The organism is Alcaligenes sp. CHO6, assembly GCF_037120595.1.
In the GTDB taxonomy this organism is placed as follows: domain Bacteria; phylum Pseudomonadota; class Gammaproteobacteria; order Burkholderiales; family Burkholderiaceae_B; genus Alcaligenes; species Alcaligenes ammonioxydans.
Window position 1 is genome coordinate 45,890 of sequence record NZ_JBANCI010000001.1, and the last position, 20,394, is coordinate 66,283.

General features: G+C 59.1%; 14 protein-coding genes. 5 read left to right on the top strand and 9 right to left on the bottom strand.

Annotated elements, in window-relative coordinates:
* Window positions 1–149 precede the first annotated feature (149 nt).
* The 5 genes from V6936_RS00250 to V6936_RS00270 form a co-directional block, all read right to left on the bottom strand.
* Complete coding sequence (locus V6936_RS00250; protein WP_219235039.1) at window positions 150–2,327, bottom strand: phosphocholine-specific phospholipase C; 2,178 nt, start codon at window positions 2,325–2,327, stop codon at window positions 150–152.
* Window positions 2,328–2,348: 21 nt separating this feature from the next.
* On the bottom strand, window positions 2,349–2,546 hold the full coding sequence (locus V6936_RS00255) for a hypothetical protein (protein ID WP_100214876.1): 198 nt from the start codon (window positions 2,544–2,546) through the stop codon (window positions 2,349–2,351).
* 21 nt (window positions 2,547–2,567) lie between these two features.
* Complete coding sequence (locus V6936_RS00260) at window positions 2,568–4,646, bottom strand: LamG-like jellyroll fold domain-containing protein (protein WP_003803169.1); 2,079 nt, start codon at window positions 4,644–4,646, stop codon at window positions 2,568–2,570.
* 646 nt (window positions 4,647–5,292) lie between these two features.
* Window positions 5,293–6,129 (bottom strand): glutamate racemase, encoded by an 837-nt coding sequence (murI, locus tag V6936_RS00265; RefSeq protein WP_003803172.1) that lies wholly within the window; start codon window positions 6,127–6,129, stop codon window positions 5,293–5,295.
* A gap of 157 nt (window positions 6,130–6,286) precedes the next feature.
* Window positions 6,287–7,633: an aspartate aminotransferase family protein gene (locus tag V6936_RS00270; protein ID WP_003803174.1), complete on the bottom strand. Its 1,347-nt coding sequence runs from the start codon at window positions 7,631–7,633 to the stop codon at window positions 6,287–6,289.
* 118 nt (window positions 7,634–7,751) lie between these two features.
* On the opposite strand from V6936_RS00270, the gene V6936_RS00275 reads away from it, so the two are divergent.
* The 4 genes from V6936_RS00275 to V6936_RS00290 all read left to right on the top strand — a co-directional run bounded on the left by V6936_RS00275 (window position 7,752) and on the right by V6936_RS00290 (window position 11,634).
* A complete protein-coding gene (locus V6936_RS00275; protein ID WP_235587706.1) occupies window positions 7,752–8,657 on the top strand; it encodes a LysR family transcriptional regulator in 906 nt (301 codons plus the stop codon).
* 512 nt (window positions 8,658–9,169) lie between these two features.
* Window positions 9,170–9,652 (top strand): AmiS/UreI family transporter, encoded by a 483-nt coding sequence (locus V6936_RS00280; RefSeq protein WP_003803176.1) that lies wholly within the window; start codon window positions 9,170–9,172, stop codon window positions 9,650–9,652.
* A gap of 134 nt (window positions 9,653–9,786) precedes the next feature.
* The gene (locus V6936_RS00285; RefSeq protein ID WP_235587707.1) at window positions 9,787–10,941 is read left to right on the top strand and encodes a transporter substrate-binding domain-containing protein; all 1,155 of its coding nucleotides are present in this window, start codon (window positions 9,787–9,789) and stop codon (window positions 10,939–10,941) included.
* Window positions 10,942–10,944: 3 nt separating this feature from the next.
* Entirely contained in the window at window positions 10,945–11,634 is a 690-nt protein-coding gene (locus V6936_RS00290; RefSeq protein ID WP_003803183.1) for an ANTAR domain-containing response regulator, read from the top strand.
* A gap of 273 nt (window positions 11,635–11,907) precedes the next feature.
* Here V6936_RS00290 and V6936_RS00295 read toward each other — a convergent pair whose 3' ends face one another.
* The 3 genes from V6936_RS00295 to V6936_RS00305 are packed head-to-tail and all read right to left on the bottom strand — an operon-like array spanning window position 11,908 to window position 17,527.
* A complete protein-coding gene (locus V6936_RS00295) occupies window positions 11,908–13,344 on the bottom strand; it encodes a TolC family protein (RefSeq protein WP_336579227.1) in 1,437 nt (478 codons plus the stop codon).
* Entirely contained in the window at window positions 13,341–16,457 is a 3,117-nt protein-coding gene (locus tag V6936_RS00300) for a MexW/MexI family multidrug efflux RND transporter permease subunit (protein ID WP_336579228.1), read from the bottom strand. Before V6936_RS00300 ends, V6936_RS00295 begins: the two co-directional genes overlap by 4 nt.
* The gene (locus V6936_RS00305; RefSeq protein WP_336579229.1) at window positions 16,454–17,527 is read right to left on the bottom strand and encodes an efflux RND transporter periplasmic adaptor subunit; all 1,074 of its coding nucleotides are present in this window, start codon (window positions 17,525–17,527) and stop codon (window positions 16,454–16,456) included. The genes V6936_RS00300 and V6936_RS00305 overlap by 4 nt, the downstream gene beginning before the upstream one ends.
* Before the next feature lie 330 nt (window positions 17,528–17,857).
* Here V6936_RS00305 and soxR point away from each other — a divergent pair, with 330 nt between their 5' ends.
* Window positions 17,858–18,334, top strand: a complete 477-nt coding sequence (soxR, locus tag V6936_RS00310) for a redox-sensitive transcriptional activator SoxR (RefSeq protein WP_003803192.1) — start codon at window positions 17,858–17,860, stop codon at window positions 18,332–18,334.
* On the opposite strand, the gene V6936_RS00315 is transcribed toward soxR, so the two are convergent.
* Window positions 18,331–20,322, bottom strand: coding sequence for a BCCT family transporter (locus tag V6936_RS00315; RefSeq protein WP_003803194.1), 1,992 nt, complete (start codon window positions 20,320–20,322; stop codon window positions 18,331–18,333). The two genes, soxR and V6936_RS00315, sit on opposite strands and share 4 nt — an antisense overlap.
* Window positions 20,323–20,394: the final 72 nt, after the last annotated feature.

The window sequence follows — 20,394 nt, forward strand, 5'->3', positions numbered from 1 at the left end:
CAGCCCCATGCGTGGGTACCTGTCGTTGCTACTACGGATGCGTAAAAAAAGACCCCGATGCCTGTATTTGGCATCGGGGTAAAAAGTGTGCGTGGTGCGCACACACACTTAGTCAGACAATAGAACGATAGATTCAGCGCCTTGAAGTCTTACAGGTAGGCGGGAATCCCCAGGGCTGGATCGCTGACGCCGTGCGCGCCAAACTCCACCCGGCCTGCGAAGCGGCGGTAGTAGCTGGGGTCGCTGTTGCTGCGAACCACGAAGTCGTACCAATGACCACTGGATTTCAAGGCCCAGGATTGTTTGGACTGCTGGCCGGGTTCCACCGTGACTTCCCATGGACCGTCTTCACGATAGGCCATGGACTGGATGGTGAAGGTGCAGGCGGACTGGCCACCGTTCATCATTTCCAGATAGATATCGCCTTTGGTGATTTCGTAGCAGACACGGATCTCGGGGCGGGCGGCCTCGGCCTGGCCCAGCACGCTGACATCACCACGGAAGTGGCGGTGAAAGCCGTTCGGACCCAGTACCCACAGATCGTAGTGTCCCAGGTTGTTTGCCTGCGCGTCCCAGACATCATCGAGCATCTGGCCGGGTTCGACCATGTAGCGGCGTGGGATGCGATCCAGGTTGAGCTTGTCATAAACGTGGAATACAGCGGCCGCTTTGCCGGTGTTGGAAAACAGCAGCTGAACGCCTTTCTCGCTATCGCAGCGGGCACTGACGTGCAGTTCATAAGGCAGGGCGCGGGATGGACGCACACCCGTTTGCTGGACGGGAATACGCTGGTTGTCCACGGGCTGGGGTACCTGAGCCAGACGCTCCTGGGCACTGCGAATGGCATCGGCATCCTGACGGCTGCGTCGGCCATTCAAGGTGGGCAGTGGCTCATCGTTCGGGCTGGCGAAGTTAAAGGCCGAGGTCAGATCGCCACACACCGCGCGGCGGTAGGGGCTGATGTTCGGTTCCATCACGCCAAAGCGCTCTTCCATGAAACGGATGACAGAGGTGTGGTCAAACACCTGCGAGTTCACCCAGCCGCCACGGCTCCAGGGGGAGATGACATACATGGGAACCCGTACACCGGGGCCAAAGACCTTGCCGTCTTGCGGGGGCTGGCCGGCCAGACCCTGAGGGCTGGGGTAGTTGTAGTACTCGAAAGCCAGCTCTTCCTTGCTCAGGGTCGTCTTGCCGGCCGGTTTGCCGGTGACCGGGTCAATCGAAGGGGCCGAGGGCGAGGGGACGTGGTCAAAGAAACCATCGTTTTCGTCGAAGTTGACGAACAGAACGGTCTTGCTCCAGACCTCGGGGTTGGCCGTCAGGGCATCGAGCAGCTCCTGGGTGTACCAGGCACCTTGTACCGGGCTTGATGGGCCGGGGTGCTCAGAGTAGTTGGCTGGGGCCACGACCCAGGAAATCTGCGGCAGCGTGCCAGCTTCGACATCCTTGCGGATTTGCTCCAGAAAGCCTCCGTCGGGCATGGTGTTGGCAATGCCCTTGTACAGCGGGTTGCCAATATCGTCCGAAGGTTCGTAAGGAGTGTTGGTGGGTTTGCCCGATTGCTCGTTGGCAATGCGGTATTGCAAAAAGCCCGCCAGCGAGTTGTCGGTGAAGTTGTCGGGCAGGTTCTGGTAGACCTTCCAACTGATTCCGGCTTCTTCCAGACGCTCAGGGTAGGTTTTCCAGGTGTAGCCGCCAACGCTTGAGGGCCGCAGGCTGTCCCAGGCGTTGTTGACGGTACATTCGCCCGAGCCGGTCGGACCGTTGGTACCCGTCCACAAGAACATGCGGTTGGAGTTCGTGCCGGTGTGCATGGAGCAATGATAGGCGTCACAGATGGTGAAGGCGTTGGCCATTGCGAACTGGAACGGCACCTCGGCTTCGCGGTAATAGCCCATGGAGTGACGGTTCTTGTGCTTGGGCCAGAAATCCATGCGACCGTGGTCCCAGGCGGCCTGACCGTCTGACCAGGAGTGGGGCGTACCGTTCACGCGCTGGGCATTGCCTTTGGTGGCATCCAGGTGATAGGGCAGGACGGTTTCGTTCGAGCTGACGTTTTGCTGCCAGACATTGCGGCCATTGGGCAGGGGAATGGTGAATCGGTCACCAAACCCGCGTACCCCTTTCAGGGTGCCAAAGTAGTGGTCAAAGGAGCGGTTCTCCTGCATCAGAACCACAATGTGTTCCACGTCCTTGATGGTGCCTGTCTTGTTGTTGGCAGGAATGGCCAAGGCCTTGCGAATGCTGGGGGGAAAGGCAGCCAGTGATCCGGCAGCCAGGCCGGCGCCAGTGACGTTACGTAGGAAGGTACGGCGTGAAGTCATTGTTCGTGATCTCGTCAACAATTAAGGGGCGCATTTGAGTTGTGCTGCGGGTTCGGGAGTGGGTTTGCCCGGCTCTGTCGGCTCTTCTGTCGAGCCGGAGCCACCCGAACTGTCCGTGTCGCTGCCGCCACCGCAAGCAGCCAGCAGGCCGCAGAGCATCAGCAGGACGGATGCGCGTTTAAGGCGCTCAACGGTGATGGAAGGGTGTGTTGGGGTCATGAAAAATCCTTGGTTGTGCAATCAGGGTTGGAGGCTGGACAGGGGCTTGCGCGATTCATAAATACTGGTCAGCTCGTCCGTGCTCAAATCGCGGTCCCAGATGGCCAGTTCGCCAAAGTCCATATTGATGTCGCTGCGGCCCCAGCGTTTGTAGTACTGGCCGGTGACGTCTTCGTTCAGCCCCAGCTCGCTGGTGCCGGTTCCGCCCAGCGCGGCGATGGTGCGGGCTTCCAGGGCGACCGATCCAAACTGCGCACCTTTTTTAGTGTCGAAGACATGTCCACGCATGATTCCCTTGGATTTGTCGATCACCACGGCCACATAGGCCCACTGGTCAGGGGTGATGTTGTAGCCCTGACTTTCATTGCGACCACCGCCATAACCGGTGTTAAAGCGGATGTCGCAACCGTTGGCGTTAAACAGGCCGAGCGCAAAGCCGGGGTTGTTGCCCGAGTCGTAGTTTTTGTTGGCCATGATGGAGGCGCCATAGCCGTGACAGTTGTCCGGGGTGCGGAACCAGAAGCCGATCGTCAGTTTTTGTGCACCACCGGTTCCCAACAGTTCGCGGCTCAAGGCCAGGCGATAGCCCCGGTTGCCATTGGCATCGGCCTTGCTGCCGAGCAGACGCAAGCCACCTTGGGGCTGGGTAGGGTCCAGGAAGTCGGCTGCCAGCAGTTCGCCGGCTGGAACGCCCGGGCTGGCTGGTTGCAGGCTGCTGCCGCCCTTGCTGTCGGTAAAAGGCTGAGCACTGAAGGTGTAATAGCTGCGCAGGCCGTCTCTCAGGGTATCGGCCAGTTTTGGAGGAGGCTGATAGCCTGCTTCAGCTTGCAAGGTGGAGGCAGCCTGACCCGTTTTGACCGAGTAGCTCAGCGAGTAGACTTGGGCGTTCTCCGAGACAGGTAGCGGGTCGGAGTACTGGGTCGAGCCTGCGGGCAGGGTGGCAATCAGTTTGCCATCACGCATGATCTGGATTTCCTGCGAGGCATCGCCGTCCAGAACCCAGTTGAGGTCCACCATGTTTTTATCGGCTGGCTTGTTGAAGCTCAGGTTGCGGATACGGGTCTGGGCTTGCAAAGGCGAACCGCGAAAGGCGTATTGCTCACCCTGTACGCCCAGATGGGACAGAACAGTGGGAGCGATATCGATCACGGCGGCCAGCGTGTTCATGTCGGTGCTGCTGGTGACCTGGCCATCGATGGCAGGCAAGGACGCCAGGGTCTTGTTGGTGGCGATAAAGCTGGTTTTGTTGCGGTTGAACTGCGAGCCGGTGGCGCTGCCGAACTCGTCCATGCCGTAGCTGCTCGTCAGGATCAGCAACCAGTCTTCGGACGCATCAGCCTGCTTGCGCTTCTCAATCAGGGCCAGCAGCTTGTCCAGGGAAGCCAGCGACTCTTGAACCGCTTCCTGATATTGGGGGCTGCCCAATCCGGTTTGTGAGGCCGCACGAGCCGGCGCCTGGATCTGGGCCAGAATCAGGGATTTGCCCTCTTGCAGGTATTTCTGGGTCTGCTCACTGACGCAACTGTCCGAGTCGGTACAGTTGGCGGCTTCAATAATCCGGCCTTCTTGCAGGTCCGGCCCCCACAGCGTGCGGTAGTCTGCTGTGCTTACGGCCAGGGCGGCCGGTGTTGGCTCGGAGGCCAGCGCAACCAGAGTGGGGCTCTTGAGTTGTACCGGTTCCTGGCCGACGCCACGCAGGCCGTGTTGATCGGCCCAGACGCCCGTGATCAGGGAGGCCCAGCCCGGCAGGGGCAGGGTACGTTGTTCGCTGGGGGTGCCGGTATAGCCGCCGGTTTGCGCCGGGGCAATAGTCAGGTTTTTCAGCGCAGGATGCTGACCCGCTTGGCGTGCTTGCTGCAGTGCGTCGTAGCTCAGACCGTCGATAGTGACAATCAGGGCTTTTTTACCACCCAATGCCTGGGGTTTATCGCCCGGCTCTACAGTGGGGGGCTCGGGATTGACATCGGGGTTTGCTGCACCATCATTGGTGCCGGAGCCGCTACCGCAAGCCGTCAGGAGCAGTGCCAGTGACAGGGAGAGCCCCGCCTGTTGCAGGCGTTGCACGGTAGGAGATTTTTGGGGACGTGAGGTGAAGGTCATACAGCCACTCAAGAAGAGGAGGTAAAAAGAGAGGCCGGACTGTGCGTGGGGGTGGGCTGCCCAGTCGGCATCGGATCAGGACTGCGGGCAGTGTAGGAAGGGCGTATGACTGCGCTGTGAACGGATCAGCAAATCCGCCGATGATTGGATTGTGTTTTATGCGGTGGGCTTGTTCAGGGCAGATAGGAAGGGCGGGGAGTGGTGACGGGCCGCGGCTCGGCGGGGATGTGGCGGTTTGATGGATGGTTTGTTACAGGGGAAGAAGGCGCGTGAGTTTTGAGCGAGTTTTTGTGCTTTAGGCTCAACGTTGTTGTTGGATGGCCGGATGGGGCGCAGCGGTCCCCTTGCCGACGCCGCGCGTCGGCACCCTTGGCAAAGTGACAATCGGGGCGCAGCCCGAACGTGCCTGTGCCTCCTGTGCATGCACCTGGAACAGTGCTCAAGGGCCTAAGGAATAATGTCTGGAATCTTTGCTTGGGCCGATGGCTGGTTTAAAGGCACGGCGGCGGTGTGGACGCGGAGTGGGGCGTAGACGATGAATGAGTGAAGCTGTAGTTGGGCGGCAGAAGGTGGTGCTCACTCGGGTCGAGCAGCCAATTCAGGCTGCTCTTGATTGGATGCATCGGGAGATGGAGTGCAGCCGGTTTTACAGCGCGTGTAGCGGTTGCGTCGGGAACGCCAGCATGGTGGGTTCGGCCAGCCCTGTCAGTGCTTGGATGACTTTTTGGGCTTGGTCCATGGGGGCGCTGCTGATGAAAGCGCTGGTGCCCGCCAGTGTTTGAGGGTTCAGGCAGTTGGCTTGTTGCAGGCGCCGATGGACTTGAGCGGCAACGGCGAAGGAAGGTTCCAGGATATGGAAGCGCGAACCACTGATGGCGTCGATAGTGGGGCGCAGGAAGGGGTAGTGGGTGCAACCCAGCACGAGTGTATCGGCCCGGCTTTGCAGGGCGGGGGCCAGGCGCTCGCGTAGTTCCGCCTCGATTTGCGGGCCGCTCAGTTGCAGGGCTTCAACGCGGTCAGCCAGTCCGGGGCAGGGAATGCGGATAATTTCAATGTCGCTGGCGTAGCGGTCGATCAGGCTTTGCAGGCCTTTGCTGTCCAGGGTGCGACTGGTAGCCATCAGGGCAACGCTACGGCTGCGGCTCAGTGCGGCAGCGGGTTTGATGGCCGGTTCGATGGCGATGATGGGAAGGTTCAGCGTGGCGCGCAGGGTCGGGGCGGCGACCAGGGTAGCCGTGTTGCAGGCGATGACCAGTGCTTTGCAGCCGTGGTCAACCAGCAGTTGTGCCATGCGCTGGGTGCGCTCAATGATCCATGCCGGGGAGCGGTCACCGTAAGGGGCGCATTGTGAGTCGGCCAGATACAGCAGATTTTCCTGGGGCAAGGATTGACGCAGGGCCCGCCAGATGGACAGGCCGCCCACGCCCGAGTCAAACAGGCCGATCGGGGCCTGAGCCAAGGGGGGCGGGATGGGTGAACTCATGGCACTGAACGTTTCTTGTGGAGCAAAGCTCGTATTATGGCGCGTTTGTGGGGTTTGGAGCAGGCTGTGGGGGCTGCTTGGGAAGAAAGTTAAGGTTTCCAGTTGCTACGACTGGGCGTGGTTTGGGGCGGCCCAGGGCAGGCCGCCCTTTTTGTGCTTAGGCCAGTTGCTTCAAGACGCCACCGACGGCATCAAAGAGTGAATCAAGCTGAGCAGGTGTACTGGTGAAGGTGGGACCAAACTGCAGTGTGTCGCCACCAAAGCGTACGTAAAAGCCCTGTTTCCACAGTTGCAGGCCCGCTTCAAAGGGGCGGATGGCTGGGTCGCCGTTACGGGGGGCCAGCTGGATGGCGCCTGCCAGGCCGCAGTTGCGAATGTCGATCACATTCGGGCTATCGCGCAGTTGATGCAGTGCCTGCTCAAAATGCGGTGCCAGTTCGGCGGAGCGTTGCAGCAGATTGTCTTGTTCCAGCAACTGCAGGGCAGCCAGTCCGGCGGCGCAGGCGACGGGGTGGGCAGAATAGGTGTGACCGTGGCTGAATTCCACGGCGTGCAGGGGCAAGTCCTGGCCCATGAAGGTTTGGTAGATTTCTTGGCTGGCAACGACTGCGCCCATGGGGATGGCGCCGTTGGTCAACTGCTTGGCCATGGTCATGATGTCGGGGGTGACACCAAAGTATTCGGCCCCGGTGTAGGTGCCCAGGCGGCCCAGGCCGGTGATGACTTCATCAAAGACGAGCAGGATGTTGTGTTGATCGCAAATCTGGCGCAGGCGCTGCAGGTAGCCGGCAGGTGGCACCAGCACGCCTGCCGAGCCCGAAACGGGTTCGACAAACACGGCAGCGATGGTGCTGGCGTCGTGCAGTTCGATCAGTTTCAACAGTTCGTCGGCCAGGGCAGGGCCCCCTGTTTCGGGCTGGCCGCGCGTGAAGGCGCAGTCTGCCTGCAGTACGTGGGGCAGGTGGTCGGCATCCATCAACTGGCCGAACATTTTGCGGTTACCGCCTATGCCGCCCAGGCTGGTGCCGGCCACGTTCACGCCGTGGTAGCCACGAGCACGGCCAATCAGACGGGTTTTGCTGGCCTGGCCTTTGATACGCCAGTAGGCCCGCACCATCTTGACGACGGTATCGGTACATTCCGAACCGGAGTTCGTGAAGAAAACATGATCCAGACCGTCGGGGGTGTGCTGGGTCAGCTTGTCGGCCAGTTGAAATGCGGCGGGGTGTCCAAACTGAAAGGCGGGAGAGTAGTCCAGTTGCCCGAGTTGACGATGTACGGCTGCCTGGATTTCATGGCGAGCGTGTCCGGCACCACAAGTCCAAAGCCCGGACAGACTGTCAAAAATCTGGCGGCCTTCCTGATCGTAGAGCCAGTTTCCTTCCGCCTTGACGACCAGGCGCGGGTCTTGCTGGAAGTGCCGGTTCGCCGTAAAGGGCATCCAGTGGGACTGGAGATTGAGTTCACTGGCAATCTGCTGTGGCGCAAAGTAGGGTGAGTTCATAGCGGTCTCCTCAAGGCGGTGAATACCCCCAGTGTAGGTGGCTAAGTTGTTGAGTAAAATACGTTTTTATTTAACTTCACTTATTGTTTTACTCACTTATATGCAACTGAAAGGACTCTTGCAGGTTTCCGATTTTGATTTGCGCCTGTTGCGTGTGTTCAGAACGGTGGCGCAGGTGGGCAGCTTTTCGGCGGCGGAGGGCGTGTTGGGGATTACACGCTCGGCCATCAGCTTGCATATGAGTGATCTGGAAAAACGTCTGGGTGGCATGCGGCTGTGCCAGCGTGGCAGGGCAGGTTTTGCCTTGACCGAAGAGGGACGACAGGTGTTGCAGGCCAGTGAAACGCTGATGGCGGCAGTAGAAAATTTCCGTAGCGAGGTCAATCAGCTGCATTCCAGCTTGCGGGGGGATTTGAACATAGGCTTGATGAACAGTCTGATTTCCCAGCCACATATGCACATCACTTCGGCCTTGCGCACCTTGCGTCAGAACAGTGAGGCGGTACGTGTACACATCAGCATGAGTACGCCGGGAGAGATCGAGCGCGGTTTGCTGGAAGGCCGTTTGCACATGGGGGTCCTGCCCGAAACCAATGCGCTCAGTGGGTTGGAATACCGCAGGCTTTATGATGAGCCCTATTTTCTGTACTGTTCCTGGGAGCACCCGCTGTTTGAGCAAGCACAACAGGGGGAGGTCTCTGCACAGTCCCTGTGTCGGGCGGCAGCGATTGCGCCTGCCTACCGGATGAGCCCGGAGGCGATTGGACAGCACCAGGATTTGAACTGTGTCGCCACGGCCAGTGATCGGGAAGGAATTGCTTTTTTGATTCTGACGGGGCAATACATTGGTTTCTTGCCTGAGCACGTCGCCGCGCGCTGGGTGGAAAAAGAGCAGATGATTGCCGTGGACCCGCAGCAACGCCGATTTACGATTCCCTTATCGCTAGCCATGCGCAAGGACAGGCGGGCCCATGCGATTGTGGATTATTTCCTTCGTGTGCTCGAGAGCGAGTCAAGGCTCTGAAACCTGCCCCATCGGCTGACAGTCCGTCATTTCTGAAATAGCCAGGGGCGGCATAAATCGCCCGGAATCGTCGGCACAGGGTCACGGTGTTCTGCTCAGGGATGAGCGCAAACAAATCGTTAAAAGGATTAAGCGCACTGACACAGCGTAGTGTTAGGCCACACATAATCAGCCGCTAGGGTAATCGCTAGTACAGACGATGGTGCAGGCTATGTAAGAATTGCTTCGATCGCGATTTCAGATCGCTGCTATATGTTCGAATAGAGACGACATCCGCTGCCAATGATGCCAGCGTGGGTGTTGGGCAAAAAGGCCCAGACTGGTTCAATGCTTGAATCCGTCTGGGCCTTTTCGTTTGCCTCAAATAGATCCGACTTTGTAGTTAGGTCGCAAACTAATTGAGGCCCTGCTTCGCGGCAGTATGTCATCGCGAGACACAGAGCTCACGCAGCGTCAGCACGGTCTGACGCCAGCCAGGCCGGAATCGTCACCTTGTTTTGGAGGCTTATGCCATGTTGGGTGTTGCGCTTTTCTTTATTGGGGCCGTGCTGATGGTGAATGGCGTGGGGTTGACCGGGCGTATTGAAAGTCGGGACCTGGCCCCCTTCAATTTGCTGGTGGGCTTGCTGGCGCTGTTCATCAATTTGCTGGGATTGCAGCGCGGCGAGCACATGGCAGATTATTTTGCCGTTGCCGGTGGACTGCTGTTTGCTTTCACTTATCTGTATCTGGCCGTCGTGCAGTGGTATGGCTTGAAGGGCGTGGGTTTTGGCTGGTATTGCCTGTTTGTGGCCATCAGCGCTCTGGCCTTTGCCTGGACTGCCAGTGATCCACGCCTGGTCACTTTGTGGCTTTTGTGGTCCAGCCTGTGGTTTTTGTTCTTTCTGTCCTTGGGGCTGGGCCGGTCCTTGCGCATCTTGCCCCTGTACACCGTCCTGATCGGGGTACTGACCTGCTGGTTGCCCGGTACCCTGATGTTGATGGATGCCTGGTAGTGCGGCTGGGCAGACCGGCCGGGAGGAGAGGCCGCAGGCATGCTGTTTTTTTGGAGTAACCTGATGCTCGCTCGTAGTGTTCACCGGCAGGTTTGTAGACCTGCTGCCCTACCATGCTAGACAGGAGATGGACTTTGGCTCACAACGACCCCGTACGCGTCGGCGTTCTTTATTCGGCAACCGGCATGACCTCGACAATTGGTCAGTCGCAATGGCAGGGGACCAAACTGGCGATAGAGGAGATCAACGAAGCTGGCGGCTTGCTGGGACGCGAACTGGTGGCCGTTTGCTACGATCCGGCCTCCCGGCCAGCGTGCTACGCACAGCAGGCCGAGCGGCTGATCGTGCAGGATCGTGTCAACGTGATTTTCGGTTGCTACATGTCCAGCAGCCGCAAAGCTGTCATCCCGATTGTGGAAAAGTGGAACAAGCTGCTGTTCTATCCCACCTTGTATGAGGGTTTTGAGTTTTCGGGCAATGTCATCTATACGGGGGCCGCACCCAATCAGAATAGTGTCCAGCTGGCGCATTTCATGACCAGCAATTTTGGCGCGCGGGTCTATATGATCGGCTCGGATTATATCTACCCTTACGAGTCCAATCGGATCATGCGCGAGCTGGTCATGCAGCATCCCGATAGCAAGGTGCTGGGCGAACACTATCTGCCCCTGGATGCTAGCGAGAGCGATTACAGCCTGATTATGGATGATATACGGCAGAAGCAGCCGGACTTTATTTTCTCCACCGTAGTGGGGGACTCCACGGCCAATCTGTACCGCGCCTATGCCCATGCCGGCTTTAACCCGCAGACCATGCCCATTGCCAGCCTGACGACCTCCGAGGCCGAAGTTGCCCAGATGGGGGCGCACATTGCCTGTGGACACTTCACGGCGGCGCCGTATTTCCAATCCATCGAGTCCGAGGTCAATGCACGCTGCCTGGCCAGTTTGCGCAAGCGTTTTGGGGCGGATTGTCACCCTAATCTGTGTTGGGAGGCCGCCTATTCACAGATGCATTTGTTCGCCAATGCCTATCGACAATCGGCCAGTGATGCCATTGGGGACTTGCTGCCCTATCTGCTGGGCAGTGAGCTGGATGCCCCGCAGGGGCGGATCAAAATCGATCCCTCCAATCATCACACCTGGCTCTATCCACGAATCGGGCGCATCAACGCCGAGGGCAATTTTACGATTGTGCGTCAGGCAACCCGTCCCGTCTCGCCCGACCCCTATCTGGTCACCCACTCCTTGGGTGACTGGACTGCCAAGCTGGATACTTTGGAGACATAAAGCGTGGCCAACTCCTCTTCCTACGGTGATGAGCCGGCAAACAAGCCCTTGCGAGCACGAAATCGTTTTCCGCATGCCACCTCGCCGCAGCTCAAGGAACTGCGGCAGCTGACAATGGTGGTCATGCATCCGGACGACAGTGACGGCCGATTGCTGACCCAACAACTGCAGCGCATGGGGTGTTCCGTCCAGACAATCTGGCCACCGACGCAAAATCTGCCCTGCGGAACGGATCTGGTCTTTCTGGCCGTGCAGCCCGATCTGCTGCATCTGCGTCTTGACTGGGTGTGCGAGCAGGATGCGCCCACCATTATCGCGGTGGTCAATTACGAAAACCCCACGATTGTCTCTGCCGTGCTGGATCTGAATATTCAGGCCATTCTGCCTTCGCCGATCCGGTCCTTCGGCTTACTCTCCACGGTGGTGCTGGCCCGAAAATACCACAAGGAACTGCGCCAGCAGCGTCGCCTGATCAGCAAACTGCAGACCAAGCTGATGGGGCAGCGGCATGTAGCGCAGGCCAAGACAATCCTGATGCGAACTCATCAGGTGTCCGAGGATCAGGCCTACGATTTGATCCGCGAGCAGGCGATGAACAAGCGCAGCACGATTGAAGATATTTCGATTGCCATTGTAAATGCCAGTGAAGTGCTTTCTCTGGGACAGCAGGGAGCGCCCTGGCGGGGGAGCTAGGCGGATGTTTTCCTTCTGCTTCTTCCTGTCCGGTGTCCTTGCCTAAGGTTGTTCAGGGGGGCGGGAAGCCTCAAGGAGTGGGACAAGCGCAGCCCTGTTTGCGGGTGTTGTTTTACCTGCCCTTGTGTGGTGTGTGAGCGGCAAGCGCCCGAATCGGCTGATGCAAAACAGCCGTGCGCAGCAGGACGAGTTTCCCCAGGCAGACGCACTGCACACAGACAAAGGGCGGTCTGTCCTTGAGACAGACCGCTCCTGGACCGATCCGGTCTGCCACTACTCCCTTATCGGTGAGGTCGCGACGCCCCAGCCTAGCGCCTGATACAAGGCAATCACGTTCAGATAAGACCCGGTTTCTGCCAGCGCCAGCTCCTGTCGGGTCTGGTTCAAGTCGCGCTGATTTTCCAGCACATCCTGATAGGCTCCCGCGCCGATCTCGTAGCGTGTTACGGCACGGGCGTGTGCTTGTTCCAGATGACGCGCGGCGCGGGTCAGACCAAGCAGGCTTTTCTGGTGTTGAGTCAGATGGTGCAAAGCCCCCTGAATTTCTTCCTGAGCCTGCAGCAGGACTTGTTGATAGTGCAGACGGGACTCGTCTGCAAGAGCGCGCATGCCGCGCAAACGAGCTTTGGCATGGCCCAGACGCAAGGCAGGCCATTGCAGGGCGGGCGAGACATCAAAGGCCCGGGCGGCATGACCCAGATCACTGCCCCGCAGAGCGAAAAACCCGATAAAGCCTGCCAGATCCAGACGTGGATACAGCTCTGCTGTTGCTGCGGCCACGTCGTGCGAGCTGGCCAGAATCTCCTGTCGGGCGGCCCGTACGTCAGGCCGGTTAAACAGCAGCGCATTCACATCCCCCAACGGCAGGGCGGCGGCCAACGGGGCTTGCGCACTGGGCAGCGGCGCATCAAGAGCCTGAGCTTTTCCACCGCTTAGCACCTGCATGCGCAAACGGGCTCGTTCGAGCTCGCTGCGCAGTTGGGGCACCACGGCGTTTGCACGCTCCAGACTGGCCTGGGCATTGTCCAGATTCTCGGGCAACTCCCGGCCCAGTGACACGCCAGCTTCTACCAGCCTGATGGTCTGTTCCCAGCTGCGTACATCGTCCTCGGCCAGCGCCAGCCGTCGTTGCAAACCTTGGGCCTGCACATACTGGCGGGCCAGCTCAGCCGCAATGGCCTGGCGCGTCAGGTCCAACTGCGCCGCGCTGGCTTGGCTGCGAGCCTGGGCAGAACGGGCCAATTGTTCCAGGCGGCCGAAAACGTCAATCTCCCAGGAGGTCTGCATGCCCAGTCGCCAATTTTCCTGAACGCCATGATCAATCGACCCGTCTGGTGCAGCAAACTGCGAACCGCTACGGTGATAGTTAGCGTGAGCCGTGACGGCCGGCAGACGGTCGTGCTGACGTTCATCGATCAGGGCGCGGGAGGCTCGCCAGCGAGCCTGCGCCTGGGCAATATCCAGATTGTGATCCAGGGCCTGGGCGATCAGGGCATCCAGTTGCGGGTCCTGCAACAGCGTCCACCAGTTCTTGTCCTGGCTGGCGGGATTGGCAAACTGGCCGCTCCAGGTGGGGGCGTCCAGCTGAGGGGTGGCGGGAATGGAGGAGTCCAGCCCCACGGCGCAAGCACTGAGCATCAGGCAGGGGATCATCCACTGTAGAGCACGCGTCAAAGGGGCAAGCGACTGGCGTAAAGTGAGGCGCGTCATGATGCCTGTTCTCCGGTGCAAGAGCGTAGCGCCTGGGCCAGCTCACGTGCCCGAGGAGTGTCGGCCTGATGAGCGTGATTGCGCGCCAGCAAGGTATATAAGGTAGGCAAAATAAACAGGGTAAATACGGTGCCGATCAACATGCCTGAGACCAGTACCACACCCAGACTAAAGCGGCTGTTCGCCCCCGCCCCGGAGGCAAAGAGCAGGGGTATCAAGCCAAAGACCATGGCTGCGGTCGTCATCAGCACAGGGCGCAAGCGAATGCGGGCCGCCTGCAAAATGGCATCGGGTTTGGTCAGCCCTTTTCGGGATTGCAGCTCATTGGCAAACTCCACCATCAGAATGCCGTGCTTGCTGATCAGCCCCACTAGTGTGAGCAGACCGATCTGCGTATAGATATTGAGCGTGCCCAATCCCAGGGCCAAAGGCAGCAGGGCCCCGCACAGGGACAAGGGCACTGTCACCAGAATGAGGATGGGGTCCAACAGGCTTTCGTACTGCGCGGCCAGCACCAGATAAATCACAAGTAGCGCGGCCAGAAAGGCCCAGGCCAACGATTGGCTTTCCTGGGTGAATTGGCGTGATTCCGATTGCCAGTCATGCGTAAAGCCGGCGGGTAGTTGGCGTGCAAGGTCGTCCAGGTACGCGACTGCCTGCCCCAGGGTGACGCCAGGGGCTGGAATGGCCTGCAGTGTGGCCGAGTTTTGCTGGTTGAACTGGCGCAGGCTGTTCGGTTCCACTTCGCTTTGGATTTGAACCATGGTCGACAAGGGCACCAGCTCGCCATTGGCACTGCGTACAAACTGGCGTGTCAGGGCTTGAGCCGTCAGGCGCAGTTCACGCTGGCTTTGCGGAATGACGTCGTACGAGCGGCCATCCAGCGAGAAGCGATTTAGGTAGTTTTCGCCGACCAGTACGGCCAGCGAGTCGGCAATGTCACGCAGGCTGATGCCCATGCTGGCCGCCTTGCTACGATCGATTTCGAGACGGGCAACCGGCTTGTTATAGTCCAGGTCGCTATCGACCACGACGAACAGGCCACTGTCACGGGCTTGCTGCTTCACCCATTCCATCGTGTCGTACACCGTGCGGTAGTCGCCGGGACTGCGCAATACCAGCTGCACCGGCAGACCGCCGCTGGAACCGGGCAGGGGGGCGAGCTGGAACGCGAAGATACTGCTGCCTGCAATCTGGCTGACGCGAGCTTGCAGTTCTTCCTGAACCTCGTTGGCATTGCGTTCGCGTGCGCCCCAGTCTTTCAGGTTGATTCCGCCAAAGCTGGCGGCTGGGCCGTCTGTTCCCATAATCAGCCACGTGCTCTCGGTTTCGGCGATGTCACGATAAATGTCATCCAGCTGTTTACCATCGCGCTGGGCATAAGCCAGGTTGGCGTTCTGGGGGGCTTTGACAGCGGTGAGCACGCTGGCCTGATCCTCAACCGGCGCCAGTTCGCTGTGCGTCATTTGATAGAGCACCGGCAGGCTGATGAAGATCACCAGGGCGACGGTCACGCTAAGCCAGCGGTGACGTAAGGAATACGCTAATAAACGGCCATACCGGACCGATAGGGCGTTGAAAAATCGTGCGGCCAGATGGGCCATGCGGCCTTCCTCTTGTTGCGCGGGTAGCAGTAAAGAGCTCATGACCGGGGACAGGGTCAAGGCCACTACCCCGGACACCAGCACTGCGCCCGCCAGGGTCAGGGCGAACTCTTTGAAAAGTGCGCCAGTCAATCCGCCCATCAGGCCAATCGGGGCATAGACGGCGGCCAGCGTCAGGGTCATGGCAATGACCGGGCCCGCAACTTCACGCGCGCCCAGTAGGGCGGCCACTACGGGCGAGCGTCCCGCCGCAATATGTCGGTGTACGTTTTCCACCACCACAATGGCATCGTCCACCACAAGGCCAATAGCCAGTACCATGGCCAGCAAGGTCAGCAGGTTGAGGCTAAAGCCAAACGCCAGCATCAGAGCAGCGGCCCCCAACATGGACAGAGGAATGGTGGCCAGCGGAATCAGCACGCTTCGCAAGGAGCCCAGGCACAGGTAAATCACCAACACCACGATCAGCATGGCTTCCGTCAGGGTTTTGAGTACCTCATCAATAGAGGCCTGAATAAAGCGTGCTGTTTCAAACGCCAGGGCCACTTCCACGCCCGGCGGCAAGGTGGCTTCAATGGCAGGCAGACGCTCTCGAATGCCGTCCACAATGCGCAGGGGGTTGCCGCCGGGCGTCGGGAACAAACCCAGGTGAACCGCCGGCAGGCCATCCATCAGGGCGCTGGTTTCGCTTGTCGCCGCGCCCAGCTCCACCGTGCCCACATCGCGCAGTCGCACCAAGGAGGTGCCGTCCTCACGCACGATCAGGTCCTGAAATTCGGCCACGCTGGTCAGGTCGGAGTTGAGCTGGATGGTGCTGAGCACATGTTGACCTTTGACCATGCCGGGGGCGGCCTGATAGTTGTTGGCACGCACGGCCTGGGCAATATCGGCCGCCGTCAGGCCATAGCCAGCCATGCGGTCCGAGTCCAGCCACAGGCGCATGGCCAGTTTCTGACCACCAAAGGTCTGAATTTTGGCCACCCCGTCAATGGTGGAGAACATGGGTTCCACCACGCGAGACAGATAATCGTTCAGTTCCGGGATGGAGAGTGAGGTTGTGGAAAAGCCCACATATGCGACGGCGGTGGAGTCGCCGGAGGAGCGCTCGATAACCGGGTCATACGCCCCTTCGGGCAAGCGATAACGTACCTGGCTGACTTTGCTCATGACCTCTGTGAGAGCTTGGGTGGAATCGCGATTCAGTGCCATGCGCAAGCTCACGACACTGCGGCTTTGCACGGAGCTGGAGGACAGATAATCGACCCCTTCGACCGAGGCCAGGGCCTGGGCAATTGGTTGCGTGATAAAGCCTTGCATCAGCTGCGCAGAGGCGCCAGGGTATTCGGTGGTAATCGTGATGGTGGAGTTCTCCAGCAGGGGATACTGCCGGATCGGCAGCTTGTTCAGGGAGAACAGACCCACCATCAACAGCAAAGCGCTGACCACCAGGGCCAGGACCGGGCGCCGCACGAACAAATCGGTAAAACCGGGACGGGAAGCGGTATTCATACAGGCTCCTTGCGCTGGGCAGTTTGTACCGTGGAGCCGTCCTGGATCTTGATCTGTCCGGCGCTCACCACCCGATCACCTTCTTTCAGACCATCCGTGATCTCGACGCGCTCATCCCATTGCTCGCCAGTTTGCACTGCCACACGTTTGACTTGCCACAAGCCTTGGCTGGCCGGGGAGGCGACAAAAACGGTCTGACCGTAGGCCGTATAGGTCAGCGCTGTTTCAGGCACGGTCAGCACGGAAGACGGCGCAGGGCGCTTCAGTTGTACTCGGGCATACATCCCTGCCTTGAGGCGCCGCTCTGGATTGGGCAGCAGTGCTTGCAAGCGCACCGTGCGCGAGTCGCCGATCAGCGGGTCGATGGCGCTGATTTGCGCCTGGAAGTGTTCGCCCGGCCAGGCATCAAGCTGCACCTGCAGTTGTTGGCCGACGCTCAAGTCAGGCAGGCTGTGTTCCGGAACCGTCAGGTTGATTCGCAAGTGGCTATCGTCGACCAGGCTGGCGATAGGCTGGCCAGGTTGCAGATAATGGCCCTGATGCAAGTGGGTAATGCCTATCTGGCCCGAAAACGGAGCATTGACCTGCTTCAAACCCAAAGCGGCTTGTTGGTACTGCAACTGTGCCTGTGCCATCGCATGATCTGCCTGCGCCTGGTCCAGTTGTTCCTGGGTGGCCGCCTGCTGCTCTTTCAGCTTGCGCACTCGCATGAGCTGGATCGCGGTCTGTTTGACCTTTGCCTGCTCACGATGCACACCGGCCTGTTCGAGCTCATCATCGAGCAGGAGCAAGGGCTGACCTGTCTGAACCGCTTGTCCTGAGGCGAATTCAATCTTGCGGATGCGCCCGCTGGTCTGTGCACTGAGCAACACTTGTTGCCAGGCTTCCAGCGTACCGACTGCATGTAAAAGACGAGGGGGGATCTGGGATTGCACGCTGGACAGTTCGACGACGGCAGGCGGGTAGCCCCCGGTAGACTGGGTTTGTTCCGTGGCTGGGAGCAGCCGCCAGCTCAATACCCCCAGGCTGGTTAGAACGACAATCATGATTCCGATGCGACGTGAACTCATGCGCTTTGCCCTCCTGCCTGGTGCTCCCGCCACAGCGGCTGTCTGGGTGGATGCGTCCGTCCGGATCGTTGGTCCCGTTGTGCCCAGTCCTCGGGTTTGAAAGAGGTGGCGCGCACAAGCGGTTTGCAGGGCGGGGAGAACACGATGGCAATGAGCGCGCTTAGCGTAGACATGCCGGGCCGCATGCAGACTAACGGTCTGGCAAACAGGGTCCAGAAAAGGGAAAGCATGGTAGGTTCCTGTGACGACAAAAAGGCAGCCGACATGGCTTGCCTTAACGAGGGACCTGGACTATAAAACCTCAAGTTAACTTGAGGTCAAGGGGCCGAAATGGAAAAAACAGTCGATCCCAGCCGTACCCTGACGGTGGGGGAAGTGGCCAGACGCAGCGGCGTGCCTGTCTCCACCGTGCATTTTTACGAGTCTAAAGGCTTGATTGCCAGCACGCGCAACAGTGGAAACCAGCGCCGCTTTGATTCAGTGGTGCTGCGCTATATTGCGATTATCAAAGTCGCCCAGCGCACCGGCATTCCGCTGGACGAAATCCGCGATGCCTTGCGTGGCTTGCCGGCGGGCAGCAAGCCCAACGCACAGCAATGGCAAGCCATGTCGCGCCGCTGGAAAGACAGTTTGAATGAGCGTATTGAACAGTTGACGCGTCTGCGAGATGAGCTGATGCATTGCATTGGCTGTGGGTGCCTGTCGATGAATGAATGCCCGTTGCGCAATCCGGCTGACATTTTGGGCCAGCAAGGGCCCGGTCCCCAGATTCTGGAAAGAAAGCTGGAGACCGGCGTAGCGTCTTAGCTCGGGTCGGGCGACTGCGCGTAAAGCGCCGTTGCCTCCGAGGTAACCAGGGCCTGGTAGCGCTCGAAGTGGTTCAGGATATCGTTGATGACCTGGCTGGAAGACAGCCCCATCAGGTCGTAACCCCGACTGCCATCGGCAAACACCGTGCGCACCTGCCATTCCTGAGGGCGGGTCTGCTCGTTACGGGCGGCCGCCGCGGTGAAACTGGCGACGCGGCGCGCACGCAGTTCCACCCCATAGACGAAGTTGCGCTGGTTATCGGCCTGAATCGTCAACTGGGCCGTGTCTGCTTCGCCGGTTTCCAGGTTGACATTCAGGTTTCGCTTGCCCAGTTCCTCTGCCACAGCCTGCAAGGCGGGAATGACAGTGTCAGCCAGAAAACGACGGGCGTCGCGCTGATTAGGCGTGTGCAGGATGGTGGAAAGGCGCCGTCGCCAGGACACCTCCGAGCCAGGCGCCGGGCCGGACAGTGGGCCTTGACGACGTAGCCGGGACATATCCGCCTTCATGCCTTTGAACAGCCCCAAAATCAACAGGAACATGATGATGGCAAAAGGCAGGGCACTGACCAGAGTCACGGTTTGCAAAGCGGTCAGACCACCAGCCAGCAAGAGCAGGGAAGCGGCGGTGCCTTCCAGGGCGCACCAGTAAATGCGTTGCCAGACGGGGGCATCTTCCACCCCACCGGCGGCCAGAGTGTCGATAACCAGGGAGCCCGAGTCGGCTGAGGTCACAAAGAAAATGGCTACCAGAATAATTGCCAAGGTCGAGGTGACATTGGACCAGGGTAGGTATTCCAGAAACTCGAACAGGGCCACTGAGGCATTTGCAGCAGCATCCTGGGCCAGCTGGCCAGCGGCCACACCCATGTCCAGAAAGATGGCGGTATTGCCAAAGACGGTCATCCAGAAGAAGGTAAACACCGTGGGCACCAGCAATACGCCCAGCACGAATTCGCGGACGGTACGACCACGGGAAATACGGGCGATAAACATGCCTACAAAGGGTGACCACGCAATCCACCAGGCCCAGTAAAACAGGGTCCAGGCCTTCATCCAGCTTTGCCCGCGGAATGCTTGTGTACTGAATGAGCGCGCAAAAAAGTTATCGAGATAACCGCCGATATTCTGTACAAAAGCATTCATCAAAAAGGCCGTCGGGCCCACAAAGAGCACAAACAGCATCAGGGCAACGGCAACCAGCAGATTCAATTCAGAGAGCCGGCGTATACCTACATCCAGTCCACTGACAACGGACAGGGTGGCCAAGGCGGTAACGACCACAATCAGAACAATTTGCAGCCAGGTTTCCTGCGGCCAGCCAAATAAATGTTCCAGGCCAGCATTGATTTGCAGCACCCCAAGGCCCATGGACGTTGCGATACCGAACAAGGTGCCGCAGACGGCAAAGATATCGACGCTGTCGCCAATCCAGCCCTCAATGCGTTTGCCAAACAAGGGATAGAGTCCCGAGCGAATGGTCAGGGGCAGGTTATAGCGAAAGCAGAAATAGGCCAGGGATAAACCCACGACCGCGTAAACGGCCCAGGCATGAACGCCCCAGTGAAAAAAGGTGATGATCTGTGCCTGATGTGCCGCCTCGACGGTGCTGGCCAGGCCCGAGGGTGGGGCCGAGAAGTGTTGCAGCGGCTCGGCCACGGCAAAGAACATCAGGCCAATGCCCATGCCTGCGGCAAACAGCATGGCCATCCAGGTCAGGTACGGGTAGTCGGGTTCCGAATCATCCGGCCCCAATTTCAGATTGCCATACCGGCTCAAGGCCAGGTAGACCACGGCAAAGAAAAACAGGGCCACAGCCAGGATATAAAACCAGCCGAAACTTTTAATGACCCAGTTTTGTAGCTGTTCAAAAATAAGTGCGGCGTCTTTAGGGAAAATAATTCCGATCAGCAAGAAGATCAGGACGATAAAGGTCGATCCCCAGAACACCCGTGGATGTAGCGTGCTTTTAAAAGGCAGCCCCATGTCATGCTCCGTTTGTAACTAAGAAGGCACAGCTTAACGAGAACGACTGCCGCTTGAAAGGTTTGTTAGATT